This window comes from Roseibium alexandrii DFL-11, from assembly GCF_000158095.2.
Taxonomy (GTDB): Bacteria; Pseudomonadota; Alphaproteobacteria; order Rhizobiales; family Stappiaceae; genus Roseibium; species Roseibium alexandrii.
Map to the genome: position 1 here is coordinate 220994 of NZ_CM011002.1, position 14006 is coordinate 234999.

The 14006-nt window shown below is 57.6% G+C and carries 15 protein-coding genes; 5 read left to right on the plus strand and 10 right to left on the minus strand.

Features of this window, described 5'->3' with window-relative positions; genetic code table 11:
• The first annotated feature begins 101 nt into the window (after positions 1 to 101).
• Entirely contained in the window at positions 102 to 2651 is a 2550-nt protein-coding gene (gene cckA, locus SADFL11_RS00980) for a cell cycle histidine kinase CckA (protein ID WP_040452291.1), read from the plus strand.
• 54 nt (positions 2652 to 2705) lie between these two features.
• Positions 2706 to 3044, plus strand: a complete 339-nt coding sequence (locus SADFL11_RS00985; protein ID WP_008193881.1) for a cupin domain-containing protein — start codon at positions 2706 to 2708, stop codon at positions 3042 to 3044.
• 7 nt (positions 3045 to 3051) lie between these two features.
• On the opposite strand, the gene SADFL11_RS00990 is transcribed toward SADFL11_RS00985, so the two are convergent.
• The 4 genes from SADFL11_RS00990 to SADFL11_RS01005 all read right to left on the minus strand — a co-directional run bounded on the left by SADFL11_RS00990 (position 3052) and on the right by SADFL11_RS01005 (position 5754).
• Positions 3052 to 3501 carry a hypothetical protein gene (locus SADFL11_RS00990; protein WP_134852860.1) on the minus strand — a complete coding sequence of 150 codons (450 nt, stop codon included), beginning with the start codon at positions 3499 to 3501 and terminating at the stop codon, positions 3052 to 3054.
• Positions 3502 to 3580: 79 nt separating this feature from the next.
• The gene (locus SADFL11_RS00995; RefSeq protein WP_134852861.1) at positions 3581 to 4210 is read right to left on the minus strand and encodes a lysophospholipid acyltransferase family protein; all 630 of its coding nucleotides are present in this window, start codon (positions 4208 to 4210) and stop codon (positions 3581 to 3583) included.
• A 9-nt stretch (positions 4211 to 4219) separates the two neighbouring features.
• A complete protein-coding gene (locus tag SADFL11_RS01000; RefSeq protein WP_008190341.1) occupies positions 4220 to 5146 on the minus strand; it encodes a phosphatidate cytidylyltransferase in 927 nt (308 codons plus the stop codon).
• On the minus strand, positions 5143 to 5754 hold the full coding sequence (locus SADFL11_RS01005) for a CDP-alcohol phosphatidyltransferase family protein (RefSeq protein WP_008196596.1): 612 nt from the start codon (positions 5752 to 5754) through the stop codon (positions 5143 to 5145). Before SADFL11_RS01005 ends, SADFL11_RS01000 begins: the two co-directional genes overlap by 4 nt.
• A 197-nt stretch (positions 5755 to 5951) precedes the next feature.
• On the opposite strand from SADFL11_RS01005, the gene SADFL11_RS01010 reads away from it, so the two are divergent.
• Positions 5952 to 6968, plus strand: coding sequence for an HlyD family secretion protein (locus tag SADFL11_RS01010; RefSeq protein WP_008192870.1), 1017 nt, complete (start codon positions 5952 to 5954; stop codon positions 6966 to 6968).
• Positions 6965 to 7990, plus strand: a complete 1026-nt coding sequence (locus SADFL11_RS01015) for an FUSC family protein (protein ID WP_008188724.1) — start codon at positions 6965 to 6967, stop codon at positions 7988 to 7990. Before SADFL11_RS01010 ends, SADFL11_RS01015 begins: the two co-directional genes overlap by 4 nt.
• Here SADFL11_RS01015 and SADFL11_RS01020 read toward each other — a convergent pair.
• Complete coding sequence (locus SADFL11_RS01020; protein WP_008194412.1) at positions 7974 to 8759, minus strand: TSUP family transporter; 786 nt, start codon at positions 8757 to 8759, stop codon at positions 7974 to 7976. The genes SADFL11_RS01015 and SADFL11_RS01020 overlap by 17 nt on opposite strands.
• A 105-nt stretch (positions 8760 to 8864) precedes the next feature.
• Complete coding sequence (locus SADFL11_RS01025) at positions 8865 to 9461, minus strand: TetR/AcrR family transcriptional regulator (RefSeq protein WP_008191373.1); 597 nt, start codon at positions 9459 to 9461, stop codon at positions 8865 to 8867.
• A 120-nt stretch (positions 9462 to 9581) separates the two neighbouring features.
• On the opposite strand from SADFL11_RS01025, the gene SADFL11_RS01030 reads away from it, so the two are divergent.
• On the plus strand, positions 9582 to 10010 hold the full coding sequence (locus SADFL11_RS01030; RefSeq protein WP_040450812.1) for a VOC family protein: 429 nt from the start codon (positions 9582 to 9584) through the stop codon (positions 10008 to 10010).
• 45 nt (positions 10011 to 10055) lie between these two features.
• Here the strand turns inward: SADFL11_RS01030 and SADFL11_RS01035 are convergent, their stop codons facing one another.
• The 4 genes from SADFL11_RS01035 to SADFL11_RS01050 all read right to left on the minus strand — a co-directional run bounded on the left by SADFL11_RS01035 (position 10056) and on the right by SADFL11_RS01050 (position 14002).
• On the minus strand, positions 10056 to 10793 hold the full coding sequence (locus SADFL11_RS01035) for an SDR family NAD(P)-dependent oxidoreductase (protein ID WP_008189228.1): 738 nt from the start codon (positions 10791 to 10793) through the stop codon (positions 10056 to 10058).
• 145 nt (positions 10794 to 10938) lie between these two features.
• Positions 10939 to 11433, minus strand: coding sequence for a hypothetical protein (locus SADFL11_RS01040; RefSeq protein ID WP_008196879.1), 495 nt, complete (start codon positions 11431 to 11433; stop codon positions 10939 to 10941).
• A gap of 123 nt (positions 11434 to 11556) precedes the next feature.
• The gene (locus SADFL11_RS01045; protein WP_008194225.1) at positions 11557 to 13038 is read right to left on the minus strand and encodes a hypothetical protein; all 1482 of its coding nucleotides are present in this window, start codon (positions 13036 to 13038) and stop codon (positions 11557 to 11559) included.
• A gap of 37 nt (positions 13039 to 13075) precedes the next feature.
• The gene (locus SADFL11_RS01050; RefSeq protein WP_008192959.1) at positions 13076 to 14002 is read right to left on the minus strand and encodes a DUF6384 family protein; all 927 of its coding nucleotides are present in this window, start codon (positions 14000 to 14002) and stop codon (positions 13076 to 13078) included.
• Between the last annotated feature and the right edge of the window lie 4 nt (positions 14003 to 14006).

Here is a 14006-nt window from a genome sequence, read left to right on the forward strand (position 1 = left end):
TTCAACAGGACTGAGCGCTTGCTCTGTTGAAATTACCGGCCAACAACAGAATGCTGAAATTCGGCCTAAACAAAGCGAATCGGGCCGAGGAGACGGATTGTATGAGTGACCTTGACGGAGCGCCAGGCGGGCCGATGATCAATCGGCCGGAGCGATCCGGAAACATAGGGTTGTTGATCGGGCTCGCGCTTGTGCTTGCCGGGGCCGCGGCTGCCTTTGCGGTCATGGACCGGGCTGTTGCACAGCCGTTCATTCTCGCTTTGCTTGGAATTCTTGCTGTCGTTGGCGTTTTCTGTTTGTTTGCTGGTGCGATCGGTTTCCTTCGCCTTTCCGCAAGGCCAGGTGAGGCCAATCCGCTTGCCTCTGCATTTGTCGATACGCTGGAAGACGGTGCGCTCATAACCGACATCGATGGCCGTCTGGTCTACGCCAACAAGGCTTACGCTGAGCTAACTGGCGCGGAAACGGCTGCCGATATCCGCGTCGTCGAACGCGTGTTTTCCTCCGATCCAGACGCGACCGACGCCATTTTCCGCTTGTCTCAAGCGATGCGCGATGGCCGCAAAGCGCAGGAAGAAATCCGCATGCCGTTCCCGCTCGGCCGGGCGGAAGGAAAAGCGCGCTGGTACCGCGTTTCTGTGCGGCCGCTCCAGGTATCTGGCAACGCGTCCGGCAAGGTCATGGCGGTCTGGCAGTTATCAGACATCACCCGAGACCGGGCTGAGCAGGAAAATTCCTTCCAGGAACTTCAGCGCGTCATCAATTTCCTCGATCATGCGCCGGCAGGGTTTCTGTCGTCAGACGCTCAGGGACGGATCGTATACCTCAACGCGACCCTCGCCGATTGGCTTGGGTATGATTTGGCACAGTTTGACGCTGGGGATCTCGGCCTTTCCGATATTGTCCGGGGTGATGGCACCGAACTGATCCGCTCCGTGAAGGGGCAGGCCGGTGAGGTCAAGAGCGAGACCTTTGATCTAGATTTCGTCACCCGCAACGGGCTTGGGCTTCCTGTTCGCTTGTTGCACAGGGTTCCATTCGGCGAGAACGGCACACAAGGCGACAGCCGCACACTGGTCTTGAACCGGTCGCGGGGCGAAGAAGCCTCCGAAGCGCTGCGCGCAGCGGAAGTGCGTTTCGCCCGCTTCTTCAACAATACGCCGATCGCAATCGCATCCCTCGACAAGGAAGGCCGTGTGCTGCGCACAAACGCGCCATTCCTTAAGTTGTTTGGTGCCGTAGACACCGATGATCAGGCGCCGAAACTTGAAGCCTATGTCGCTGATAACGGTCAGGAAGATCTCCGCAAGGCCTTGAGCGCAGCAGCGAACGGGATCAGCGAAATCGCGCCGATCGATATTCCGCTGGTCGAAGGCAATGACCCGCGCTCGGCAACCTTCTACGTCTCCGCGGTTCAGGAAGGCGAGGGAGATGGTGAGGCCGCCATTGTTTATGCGCTGGAAACGACCCAGCAGCGCGCCCTTGAGGCTCAGTTTGCGCAAAGCCAGAAGATGCAGGCCATCGGCCAGCTGGCCGGCGGTGTTGCGCACGACTTCAACAACGTTCTGACCGCGATCATCGGCTTTTCCGATCTGCTTCTGGCAAGCCATCGCCCGACCGATCCGTCCTTCCAGGACATCATGAACATCAAGCAGAACGCCAACCGCGCCGCCGGACTTGTGCGGCAGCTGTTGGCGTTCTCGCGCCGTCAAACCCTACGTCCGCAACAGCTTGAACTGAATGACGTTCTCGCCGATCTGTCGATCCTGCTTGACCGGTTGCTTGGCGAGAAAGTGGACCTGAAGGTTATTCACGGGCGGGATCTGTGGCCGGTCATGGCCGATCTCAACCAGCTGGAGCAGGTGATCGTCAACCTGGCAGTGAATGCCGGGGACGCGATGCCGGACGGCGGCCGTTTGACGATTTCCACGCGCAACGTCTCAGAATCTGAATCGACCCAGTTTGAAAACACCCGTGGCATGCCGCCGGGCGAATACATGCTGGTCGAGGTGGAAGATACAGGCCACGGTATTCCACCCGATGTGATGGAGAAGATCTTCGATCCGTTCTTCTCCACAAAGGAAGTCGGTAAAGGCACAGGGCTCGGTCTCTCGACCGTTTACGGTATCGTCAAACAGACCGGCGGTTTCATTTTCTGCACCTCGGAAATTGACGAGGGCACAACGTTCCGCCTGTTCTTGCCGCGCTATATCCCGGCCGTTGTCGATGAGCCGAAAGCGGTGGCCAAGGAGCCTGAAAAGGAAAAAGTCGCCGATCTTACCGGGTCCGCTTCGATCCTGCTGGTGGAAGATGAAGAGGCCGTGCGCGCCTTTGCCGCCCGGGCGCTCGCGTCGCGCGGTTACACAGTCTACGAGGCCGGCACCGGCATGGAAGCCTTAGAGGTGATGGAAGAGACCGGCGGTGAGGTCGACCTTGTGGTATCCGATGTGGTCATGCCAGAAATGGACGGTCCATCGTTGCTGGTCGAGCTGCGCAAGACACGGCCGGATTTGAAGATCATTTTCGTGTCCGGTTATGCGGAAGACGCGTTTGAGGAAAATCTGCCGGCCAATGAGAAGTTCTTCTTCCTACCCAAGCCGTTTACGCTCAAACAGCTCGCAACGACCGTGAAGGATGTGCTGGACGGCTAGTCATGGCCGAGGAAACTGCGCTAGGTATGCCCTGTGCAGATAAAGGAGCAGCCCGTGGACCTTCCTGATTTCATCAAGTCTTTCCCCGCTTTGGACGTGCCGTTTCCGGAGGATGTTGTCTCTTCCCACTCGGTCCAGTCGGACCGGGGATTGGTGGTTTTCTTCGATTTCAAAAAGGACATGGTCCTGCCGCCCCATTCCCATTTGGCGCAGTGGGGAACAGTGCTGTCCGGCGAGATCGAGTTCACCATCGGCGGTGAGACCCGGACCATGGGCCCCGGTGCGATCTACAACATTCCGGCAAATGTCGAGCATGGCGCTGTCATCAAGGCTGGCACCAAGGTGATTGATGTCTTTGAGGAGCCGTACCGGTATCCCTTGCGGGCGGAGTGACGCGCACTCACCATCCAACGTATCTGAAATAGATGACGTAGAAACTGAGCCATAAGCTGAGTGAAGTGAAGAGTTTTTGCCGACTTGACAAACGTTCGCCGATGCAGCGGCTTGCTGCGCAAGCGACTAGAGACAGCGCAACGAACCTTGGCAAGCGAACAAGCGGCGTGAGACTGGCAAAAAGGAATGGATTGATCCCGGTGTTTCCAGCTTCCGCTGCAAAGATCTTGTAGGGAACGCCGGTAAAGGCGCCCCGCAACATTCCGATATAGATACCTTCTGATAGAAGCCTGCGGACTGTCTCAAAAGTTGCCTCTGATATGCCGGGCACGACCAGCAGAAGATGCATTGTGGCTTCAGGCTCGGCATAGGCCAGGTGCCAGACCAAAGTGCCTCCGGCCGTCGCGCCGAGAGCAGCAAAAAGCGCCGCCATTAAGGCGGCTTTGAGAGACTTCATCGCCAAGCACGTCAAGAGCACATCGGGCACGATGAAAAACACTGTTGCCTCGGCCACCCCCCACAAAAAGGCGGCTGCTCTACTCCCAAGGTGCAAAGGTTTTTTCCGACGAGAGTTCGTTAAACCGGTCTTGCAGGGTGTTCATGAACTGAGTCCGGTCGCCCGCCCAAGTGATTGGTTTGCCGACAAAAATATCGCAAAAAAACGGCACCAGTAAAAACGAACCTTTTGGCAGCGCCTTGCCGAGGCCGTGGGTGAACACTGGAACGACAGGGGCGCCGGGCGTGTGTTCGGCAAGATAGGAAATGCCCTTCTTCAGGCCGGTCATTTCTTCCGGCTCGCCTCGGGAGCCCTCCGGAAACAGGATCAGCACTTGGCCTTTGTGCAGCGCCTGGTAACAGCCTTCCAGCGGATCAGAGGTCCGGTCCTCGCGTTTACGTTCGACCGGGATAATGCCGAGCACATGTTCTGAGAACCAAGCCTTCCAGGGCGAGGAAAAGAAGTAGTCGGCGGCGGCGACCGGTTTGATGTCCTTAAGCTTTGACAGCGGCATCAAGGCCATCAGCACCATCGTGTCGAGATGGCTGTTGTGGTTGGCGACGATGATTGCGGGCCCTTCAAAGGGCAGCAGGTCTTTGCGCCTGACATTCAGCCCGAGCAGAAACAGCACTGCAATCTTGACGAAAATGTAAAAGACCTTCTGCAGCATCATCCCGGCCTAGTAATAAAAATAGCGGGTGAAGTGGAAGAACAGCGGGGCGGTGAAGGTCAGGCTGTCGATCCGGTCGAGAATGCCGCCATGGCCGGGAATGAGGCTTCCGGTGTCCTTGACGCCGAGATCGCGCTTGAGCGCGGAGACAGTGACATCGCCGATGAACCCGGCAACCGGGATCAAGAGCCCGGCTGCTGCTGCATGTGCCAGGCTGAAAGGCGTCACCAAAGGCGCCGTCACAATGGCGAGCACAAAGGTCGTGCCGACACCACCCAGGAACCCTTCCCAGGTCTTGTTCGGGCTGACGCCCGGAATGATTTTCCGCCGTCCGAACAATTTTCCCCATGTGTATTGGGCAACGTCATTGAACTGGGTCAGGAACACCAGGAACAGCAGCAAGCCTGCACCGCCCGCCGAGTTGTTTTCGATCGTCGGCAGGATCAGAAGGAAGGCCGCGTGGGAGATTGAAAACACGCAGAGCATCAGGCCCCAGTTGAGCGTGCCGACGGACTTCAGAAATCCTTCGGTCTGCTGGGAAAGCAGACTGGCAAAGGGCAGAAACAGGAACATGTAGACCGGGATGAACACGGCAAACATGCCGTAGTAACTGTCATAGACCCAGAAATACTGGACCGGGATCGACAGATACGCCCAGAACAGCACGCGCCGGTCTGCGCGCCGGGTCGGGATCATCGAGAAATACTCTTTCAGCGCCAGGAAACTGATCAGAGCGAACACGATGATCGAAATCGTGTTTGAAACAAGGAAGGCGACTGTGAAGATCGCCACCATCACCCACCAGCTTTGGGTGCGCTGAACGAGTTCTGAAAGGTTTTTCTCTGAGCGTTTGGAGAGGATGTAAACGATCAAGCTTGCGGCGGTTAGAAGCCCCCAGATGCCGATCAGGGCCCAGTGGATGGCTTGCAGGGTCATTGCGTCTCCAGTTCTCTGAGGGCGTTCTTCGCGCGGTTCCAGATTGTGACGGCGGATAGAAGAACGCCAAGACCCATCAGGATCACGATAAACGGTTCGGAGGTCAGCCCAAAGGCCACGAGAACACCACACAGGCCGAAAAGGGCGGCTCGGTCGCTCTTGCCGAACGGTCCGTCATACCGGCGGCTTGCCCCGATTTGGACGGCAATGACACCTGTCATCTCACCGATGATCGCCAGGACCACCAATCCGACAACCAGTTCGCCCGGAAAAAACGGCAGCGCGGCGAAGGGCAGATAAAGAGCTGCATCGGACAGGACATCGCCGAGTTCATTCAGGATCGCGCCGAGATCCGATTTCTGGTCATGTTCGCGGGCGAGCATGCCGTCTATGGCATTCAACCCCATCCGGACAAATAGGATTACTGGCAACAGAATGAACGGCCAAAAGGCGCCTGGAAATATCAAGAGTGCCAAACCTTCTGCGATCGACAACGCGAGGGCCACCAGCGTTACCTGGTTTGCCGTCACGCCAGCCGAGGCAAGATTTTTACAGATTGGACGCAGGAGATCCTGAAACCGGGACTTGAGCTGATAAATGGTGGGCATGATTATCCGGAAATAGAAACAATGCGGGGCGACTATAACCCCGGCAGGAGGCAATGGCACGGCCTCACACAGTTCAATACCGACAAAGATCCTCCGCAAGTGTGTCTGCTAAAGCCTTTGGAATGGGGGGCGCTGGTTGTCGCACCTCGGCCAACGCTGCATAGTGTAGCGACACAGCGCCTGCCTTTTGAGGATGCATGTTTGAAAAAAAGTTCCTGGTGGTTTTCGTTGCCGTCCTTTTCCTGATCTTAATCGGCAACGAAATCAGTCGCCATTTCTTTGCCTACACGTCCGATGCTTACATCACGTCGGATTATGCCAGCATGTCTCCGGCAGTTGCAGGAACGCTTGCCGAGCTGCATGTCACGAACGATACCGAAGTTCGTAAAGGCGATCCGCTTTTTACGTTGGATCAAACTCCTTACAAACTGGCAGCAGAATCGGCTGCGGCCAATGTCGCCGTTTCCGAACAAGCGCTGCAGGTGGCCAAGGATGGCGTTGAGGAAGCCAAGACAAATGTAACTGCCACAAAAGCCATCCTGGATGATGCGGAGGCCACTCAACGCCGGCTCTCAACCTTGCAGGAGAGCGGTGTCGTGACCGAGCAGCGGCTTGATGACGCGACCCGGGACTTGGCGGAAGCGCAGGCAAATTATGAACGCGCTCTTGCCGCGCGGACCGGGGCTCAGGATCAGTTGAAACAAAAAGCGGCTGAGTTGCGCCAGGCGACGGCTGAGAAGGCTGTTGCCGACTACAATCTGGAACAAACGGTCGTCAGGGCCCCCTTCGACGGGCAGGTCGTTCCCTTCAATACAAAAACGGGCCAATACCTGGATGCCGGAGATGTCGTTCTGATTTTGGTGTCCCGGACAGGGTACCGGATCGTTGCCAACGTGCACGAGCAGCATGTTCAGTTCATAAAACCCGGCCAACCTGTCTATTACATGGTCTCCACGGCGCCGTGGGTGTTTTTCGAGGGCTCCGTGCGCGGTATTTCAAAGGGAATTGCGCGCTCAACGCTTGAAACCCAGGCGCTGCCTTATGTGGATCCGGAAACCGATTGGATCCGCCTGTCTCAACGCTTTCCGGTAGAAATCAACTTGTCCGTCCATCCGGATGACAGACAGGCGTTCATGGGCGCGGATGCAAGGGTTTTGATTTTGAATACGGACCCGCCGCCGCCAACCGGATCATCTCACGGAAGCGGGCAATGACCGCGAACGAAGGTCTGCGGCTGCGCACTGCGCTGGCCTGTTGGTGCGCTGTTCTTCTGGCGTTGTTTCTCAACCTGGACAACCCGTGGTGGGCGGCGATCAGTGCGTTTATCGTTTCCGGGGCTGATCGAAAAACCGTTGTTTCCAAAGGGGCCCTTCGGGTTATCGGTACTGTCATCGGATGCGCTGCTGCGTTTTATGCAGCTACGTTTTTCGCGGGACAGTATCTGACACTGTCGGTTCTTATCATCGGCTCAATCGTATTCGGGATCTATAAACGCTATACGAGCCCATATTCCTATGCGTGGACGTTGGCTTGCGTCACCGGTACGCTGGTGTTGTTTGTATCTCTTCAAAATCCGGGCGAAACGCGGGCCTTCGCGATTGACCGGTGTCTGGAGATTTCCAGTGGCGTTCTGGCAGCCATGCTGGTCGAGTTACTACTGAACCCAAGGCCGATTTCGGTGGAGCAAGATAAAACACCGGCAGATGCCGAGACGCGCCGCCATGCCATGGAGGCTGCAGTCTTTGCCGGCATTATCATGGTGACGATCCTTGTGCTGGACCGGTATTTCGACCTGCCGTCCCCAATTCAAATCGCTGTCACCGCCACCGTGATGATACCACTTCAGATCGGATATGGGACGAAGAAAGCTTTTGACCGCTTGTCTGGTTGCCTTATCGGCGGCTCGACCGGGCTCGCGGTCGTTGTCTTCCTGCCGGCAAACCTCTTGGTTTGGTCATTGCTCCTGATCGCTGGGATTTTTGTATTTTCGCGCACCCATTTTTCCGGCCTAAGCAACGCTTATGTCGGAACCCAGGCTGTTTTGGCATATCTGATGACGATGGTAACGGGCAGCGGCCCGCCGACAACCGTTGAACCTGTTCTGGATCGATTGGCGGGGATCTTTATCGGTGTGGTCATCCTGGTCATCGGAAACCTGCTCGCTGCGGAACTTGGATTTGGCCGCTCTTCGCAAGGGGCATCAATTTCGGAAAAGAAGCCTACAGCGCCAGCATGATGCGGACGGGATTTGCCGGATCAAGAAGCAGTTTGACGGCCATTGCGATGCACGAGCACACCAGGAGCGGGCGGATGATCTTCGCGCCGTTCTTCATTGCGAGCTTGGATCCGGCCTGTGCGCCGAGAAACTGACCCACTCCCATGAGCAGGCCGATCTTCCAGAACACCACTCCGCTTACCATGAACACAAGAAACCCAGCAAGGTTCGAAGCGAAGTTGAGCACCTTCGTATGGGCCGTGGCTTTCAAGAGACCTGCGCCCATCAGGGCGACAAAGGCGAGCATGAAAAAGGAACCGGTGCCCGGGCCGAAAATGCCGTCGTAAAAACCGATCGTCGGTACAACGGTCGCGCCGAAGGCAAAGCCTGTCATCCGCGGCACCTGTTCGACTGCGCCGACATTGGGTTTCAGAGCGAAGTAGACCGCGATTACGATCAAAACGACTGGAAGGGCCGTTTGAAGCACGTCAGTTGGCAAAATGGTCGCCACGAGCGCACCGCAAACGGCGCCCGCCGCAGACAGGCCGGCCATGGGCAGGATGACTTTGTAATCGACAAGGCCCCGCCTGGAATAGGCAAGGGTGGCTGAGCCCGAGCCAAACAGCGCCTGCAGCTTGGCTGTTCCGAGCGTTTCCAGCGGGGGGAGCCCGGCCATGAGGAGGGCAGGGATGGCGATCAATCCGCCGCCGCCTGCAATGGAATCGATAAACCCGGCAATGAAGGCGGCCACGAAAAGCAGCAGCAGAATATCAAACGCAACTTCGGCCAAACTGGACCCGATCTTCGGAAATTGGCGCTGACGGACCGCATTAGGCTGGCCGGATGCACCGGGAAGGAGCGCCCCTCTTAGTCCCGTTTTGTTTTGATTACCAGCTCACTTGGTTGCCAGGACACCGGCGAGAAGCGTCTTGGTCGCTGTTTCGTAAGCTGAGCGGTCTGCGCCATTCGCGATTTCCAGCGCCGCCCGGTCGAAGGCGGCGGACAGGAGCTCGGCGAGCGGCTCCAGGGGAACGTCCTGCAAGTACCCGTGCGCCGCACTGTGTTGCAGTCCTTCAAGAAGCGTTGCGCCGCCGGTTGTTCGGTCGATCTCGGCCATTTCTTCCAGTCCGAGCACAGTTGGGCCTTCAAGAAGCAGGATCTTGGCCCGTCCAGGCACTGACAGAGCGCAAAAATAAGCACTGGCTCCCGCCATGAACGCGTCAAGCGGAGACTGGCCGGTGTTCGTGTCAGAGGCAATCTCGGTTGCGACCGCCTCAGCTTCCTGCTGCACCAAGGCGCGCATCAGATCCGGTTTGTCCTCAAAATGATGATAGAGCGCGCCGCGGGTAACGTTCGCCCGTTTGACGATCTCCGGTGTCCCGGTCTCCGCATACCCCTTGTCGACAAAGAGTGCCCGGGCAGCGTCCAAAAGCGCTTTCCTGGTTTCAGCACGGCGCTCGGCCTGGGACCGGCGCGGTTTTTCATCTTGCATACATGCAGCCTGTATGTTAATTGAAATTCACATACATACTGTATGTTTATTTGTTATGGCTGGAAAGCCCTATCAACTCAATTGGGTTGATGGACCGTGTTTGACTGCAGGAGACGCGTGATGAAATGCACCCAGTATTACCCTGTCCTTATGACCAAGGACGTGACCAAGACTGCCCGGTTTTATCAGGATCACTTCCGGTTCAAGGCTGTGTTCGAAGCAGACTGGTATGTGCATCTGCAATCGATCGAGGACGAGGCCGTAAACCTCGCCATTCTCGATCAGGACCATGAAACGATCCCGGCGATCCGCCGCGGGCAGGGCACTGGCGCCATGCTATTGAACTTTGAGGTCGAGGACGTTGATCAGATCTATGCGGGCGCCACGGACGCCGGATTGCCGATCCTGCTGGCGCTGAAGGACGAGCCCTTTGGTCAGCGGCATTTCATCACCGAAGACCCGAACGGCATCATGATCGATGTGATCAAACCGATCCCTCCGAGCCCGGAGTTCCTGAAACAGTTCGCGCCCGAGGCCGTGCCGGCCTGAACCCATGTTTGGTAGCCGGCTCGAAAGGCATCATGTGAGGTTGGTTTAACCTGACGCGGAATTGCCGAGGACGAGCGATTCCACTGAACAGATGCGCTCTTGTTCCAGTGCGAACAGGATCGCTTCCACGACATGGCGTGCGGTCATGGTTCTGTTCGTGCCTGGAGAGGGGCGTTTGAACCAGGCAGAACTCTTGTATTCCAGATCGCTTTCGAAATCGGGCGGAAAGACGGACATCACCCGGATATGGGGGTGTGTTTGGCGAAGCCGGTTCATGAAGGCGGTCTGAGCGCTCTTTGTGGCATGGTAAGCAGCATTGGGTTCCGATTGACCATCCAATGCCAAACCCGACTTTGAAACAATGGTCATGATGTCAGGCTCTTCTGACATTTCCAAAAGCGGAAGGCAGTGTTTGGTCAGGAGGATCGTTCCGGTAACCGTAGAATTTACGGCGGTGATCAAATGATCGTCGTCCGTCGCTTCAAAGGATCCGGAGAGCCACACGGCCGCACTGTTGATCAGAATGTCGATCTTTGGCGTCGTCGCCTTCAGATCCAAGACAAACTGGCGGATGCAGTCCGGATCAGCGATATCGCAGCTGTAGGCAGTGGCAGACGAGCCGGTGACATCTTTGATAAAGCGGCACGTGTCTTCGGCCTGTGCCTTGCCCCGTGCGGACAGGTGAATACCTGCGCCATGGTCCGCCAAGGCTGCCGCGAGTGCCCGGCCAGTTGATCGGCCCGCACCGGTTATGATCACCGTCTTGCCATTTAGCGTGCCCATGCTTCACCGCCCCTTCGCCTGTCATTGCAGCCGTCAATTCCAAGCGAAAAGGTGGTTATGAAGCGCAATTAAGCAAGAAAAATATTTTTATATTTTACAGGTGAGCGAATAGGTGCGGATAACTGCGGCGCCGAACTGCGGTGGTTTAAGACGTCACCGGCGGGCAGGAACTGCTCTGCTCGGCACGGCTCTTCAGGCCTTGAAGGCTTTGCATGGTGTTCGGATTGCCCGGCAGAACGAAACTCTGTTCCAGCCCCGTGCGGACATTGTTGATCACGGCAAGATCCTGAACAACGAGCGTCTCACATGGGGTGCCTGTGAAGCGAAGCCGGATGCGGATAACCCGATTGCCATTGTCTGAGGGGCCAAACTGGCTGTCCAGTGCGGGGTTTTCGCCGGTGAGCTGGCGCTCCATGACGACCATATTCGGCTCGTCCTGGATCACGATGGTGCCGCGTTCCTGGGCGCTGGAGACCAGAGCGGAGCGAACGGTCATCGGGTCGGCGGCGACCTTAACGCTTTGCGCGCCCTGCGGCACGGTCAGCTGCGGCTGATTTCCAAGGGACGCTTGTTGGGTGTTGCTGGACTGGCACGCTGCAAGTGTGAGTGCACAAAGGCCTGCAAGAATGAGATGCCGCATGAGATCGCCTGAGCTTGTATGAATGTCTCTATGGGTTCGGTCTAAAACAGGTCTTTCGCCAGTGCAAGGAAGCTGCCGTATCGTAAAGGCCGGTTTCTGCACCAGTGTCACATTTTTGATCCTCTAGAACGTATCTCCGGTTTTGAAGCCACCGCCGCCAAACCCGCCGCCGGTCTTGAAGCCGCCGCCACCAAACCCGTCATTTCCGCCCGGCATGCCGGCGCCCGGCCCGCCGAACCCGCCGGGGCCCGGAATGCCACCGAAGCCGCCCATGGAGCGGGGAAGGCCTTTGCCCTTTGGAAATGCCACCCGGCGGCCCTTGGGACGGCGGCGCTTGTGGGACCGTTGTGCTCTATCCCAATACTCCGCGCCGGAAATCGCGCCCTTTACGAGTTCGCCTAGCAAAACTGTCGTCAAGCGATCATCGGAAAACGTTGTTTCCCAGCTGCCATATCCATTGGAGCGGAACCGTTTGACGACATCCGCAAGCTCAGCTCGGCGGCGGCCGATATCGCGCTGCAGTTCGCGGTCCTGGCGGACCTCCCGGGCGACCTGTTCGATGCGGTCCTTGAAGTCTTCAATGCGTTGGACAATCTTCTCGTCTTCAGGCGAGGGCGTTTCGATCGCCGCTCGCCACAGATCATTGAGCGCGTCCATCTTTAGCGAGGAAGCCAGGTGTTCTTCTGCCTTTTGGAAATCGTTGTCTTCGCCGCTCGCAAATTCTGCCAGGGCACCGGCGAGGGTCTCGATCCGCCGGTCCAATTGATCCAGATCGCCGTCGATGCTGTCGATCTCGCCGCTTAACGTTTCAATGCTGCCGACCAGATCCGTGCCTGCGGCATCGGTCATGGCGTTGCGGCTGAGTTCTGCCAGTTTCGCCTGTTCCTGGTCTGCGATCTCGGCGCAGCGTGCGGCATGTTTTGCCATGCGCTCGGGGATCCCGGTGAGCATCGCGTAGTTGGCTCTGGCGGCATTATAGCCGATCAACCCGGCAACCCAGCGGTCCAGCGAACGGGTCAAACCGCGCTTGTCATAGGAGGGTGTCGCAAACCCCCGGTCCCAGAGGTAGAGAAACAGCGGATCGGCTTCGTACGCTTTACCTTTTTCGAGCCGGTCAGCCTCAGACGTTTCCGCTTTTGCAGCTGCCGCAGCTGCCGTCTCCTCAGCGCGCTCGACTGCAGCCTTCTGGCGTTGAAATGCGTCATCGCCTTCCAGGCGGCTGTCCACGGCCTCTAGAAGGTCGTCCATCTGGTTTTCTGCGGTGTCCCGATCCGCATCCAGCTTCTGGCGGCGGGCATGAAGCGCGCTGCGTTCGCTTTCGCACTGCCGCAGTTGGTCGCTCAGGACCTTGTAGTCGGCTGTGCGTTTTTCCAAAAGCCGCCGGGCTTCCCGCGCAGCGCTGTCCAGGCGGGTGTTGAGAGCGCCGGCCGCATCATTGTCCAGATGAAAGCGGGCAAGATCCCGATAGGCCTCGGTCTGCCGCTCCTGCAGGTCGGTCAGCCCGCGGGTCGCACGTTCGATCCGCTGGCTGAGCTCGGACTCTTCGCGGCGCAAGTCGCTGAGCGCCTGTTCAATGGTTCCAAGGGTCTGCCGGCCTGTCAGCATTGTCTGTTCCGCATGCTAGGAAATCGGCAAAGCAGTCTTACCATTCGGTGATCGCTCCGTTTTGGACGCCGCTGCGCCAGGTGATGTCCAGCTCACCGCGCTGCTTTTGGCCCAAGGTTCCTTTTTGGACGATGCCGTCATCGACCTTGTCGCGCCGCACTGCAGTGTAGATGGTATCGGATACCCGCTGTGCCCATTTATTGACCCGAACCGTCTCACCGTTTTCTTCCGAGACGATATCCCGCTCCAAGATGTTGCCGTCCGGATCGACCGCTTCAACCACGATATAGTGATTTTCCGCATCCTGATTGGCGTCAGGGATCCGGGTAATGCCGGTTGGTACGCCCTCCCTTGAAATGATCTGAACGTCAAAGACTTCGGCAAGACGGCTGGCCAAATCCCTAAGATCGGCTTCCGCCTTGAACGCCACATTGGTCTTGCCGTCTGACAGGGCGATGGTTCCGTCGTCCACAAGGCGCTGGGCATCGGCCTCGATTGCAGAGTTTCCGGTCAGGTCATCGATGCGTTGAAACAATTCAGAATAGGTCTGCGGCATGTTTTCAAGCCGCTCTGCAAGGGCAGCTTCAGACCGCTGTGCCGGCAGCGTGACGAGCATATACCAGGCAGTGGTCGCGACGATGAGAACAGCGGCCAGCCCGGCCAGCCATTTGGACCAGATCGAGCGCGTGATGTAGACCATGGCCAGCGTGCGCTGAAAGCCAGCGGCCGGCGGACTGTAGACAAACCGGTCTCGCTTGAGGTCTTCAACACCGGTTTTCAGAATATGGTCCGGGACGTCGATCCCTTGCGCGGCATAGACATTGCGTAGCCGCTCGACCATGGCGGCATCGCGTTCGTCGGCTTTAAGTTCACGCGCGACCTGTCCTTCTTCGTGGCGGAGCGTGTCCACCACGTCCATCGCCATCATCAGATCATCGAGCGGCGTGTCGGGCTGTGCAGCCATAGAC

Excerpts from the sequence above, each read along its gene's own strand:
- SADFL11_RS00990 (WP_134852860.1), bottom strand. The coding sequence starts at position 3,501 with ATGAAGTCTCTCAAAGCCGCCTTAATGGCGGCGCTTTTTGCTGCTCTC.
- SADFL11_RS00995 (WP_134852861.1), bottom strand. The coding sequence starts at position 4,210 with ATGCTGCAGAAGGTCTTTTACATTTTCGTCAAGATTGCAGTGCTGTTT.
- SADFL11_RS01015 (WP_008188724.1), top strand. The coding sequence starts at position 6,965 with ATGACCGCGAACGAAGGTCTGCGGCTGCGCACTGCGCTGGCCTGTTGG.
- SADFL11_RS01045 (WP_008194225.1), bottom strand. The coding sequence starts at position 13,038 with ATGCTGACAGGCCGGCAGACCCTTGGAACCATTGAACAGGCGCTCAGC.
- SADFL11_RS01000 (WP_008190341.1), bottom strand. The coding sequence starts at position 5,146 with ATGACCCTGCAAGCCATCCACTGGGCCCTGATCGGCATCTGGGGGCTT.
- SADFL11_RS01025 (WP_008191373.1), bottom strand. The coding sequence starts at position 9,461 with ATGCAAGATGAAAAACCGCGCCGGTCCCAGGCCGAGCGCCGTGCTGAA.
- cckA (WP_040452291.1), top strand. The coding sequence starts at position 102 with ATGAGTGACCTTGACGGAGCGCCAGGCGGGCCGATGATCAATCGGCCG.
- SADFL11_RS01005 (WP_008196596.1), bottom strand. The coding sequence starts at position 5,754 with ATGCCCACCATTTATCAGCTCAAGTCCCGGTTTCAGGATCTCCTGCGT.
- SADFL11_RS01030 (WP_040450812.1), top strand. The coding sequence starts at position 9,582 with ATGAAATGCACCCAGTATTACCCTGTCCTTATGACCAAGGACGTGACC.
- SADFL11_RS01035 (WP_008189228.1), bottom strand. The coding sequence starts at position 10,793 with ATGGGCACGCTAAATGGCAAGACGGTGATCATAACCGGTGCGGGCCGA.
- SADFL11_RS01010 (WP_008192870.1), top strand. The coding sequence starts at position 5,952 with ATGTTTGAAAAAAAGTTCCTGGTGGTTTTCGTTGCCGTCCTTTTCCTG.
- SADFL11_RS01040 (WP_008196879.1), bottom strand. The coding sequence starts at position 11,433 with ATGCGGCATCTCATTCTTGCAGGCCTTTGTGCACTCACACTTGCAGCG.
- SADFL11_RS01050 (WP_008192959.1), bottom strand. The coding sequence starts at position 14,002 with ATGGCTGCACAGCCCGACACGCCGCTCGATGATCTGATGATGGCGATG.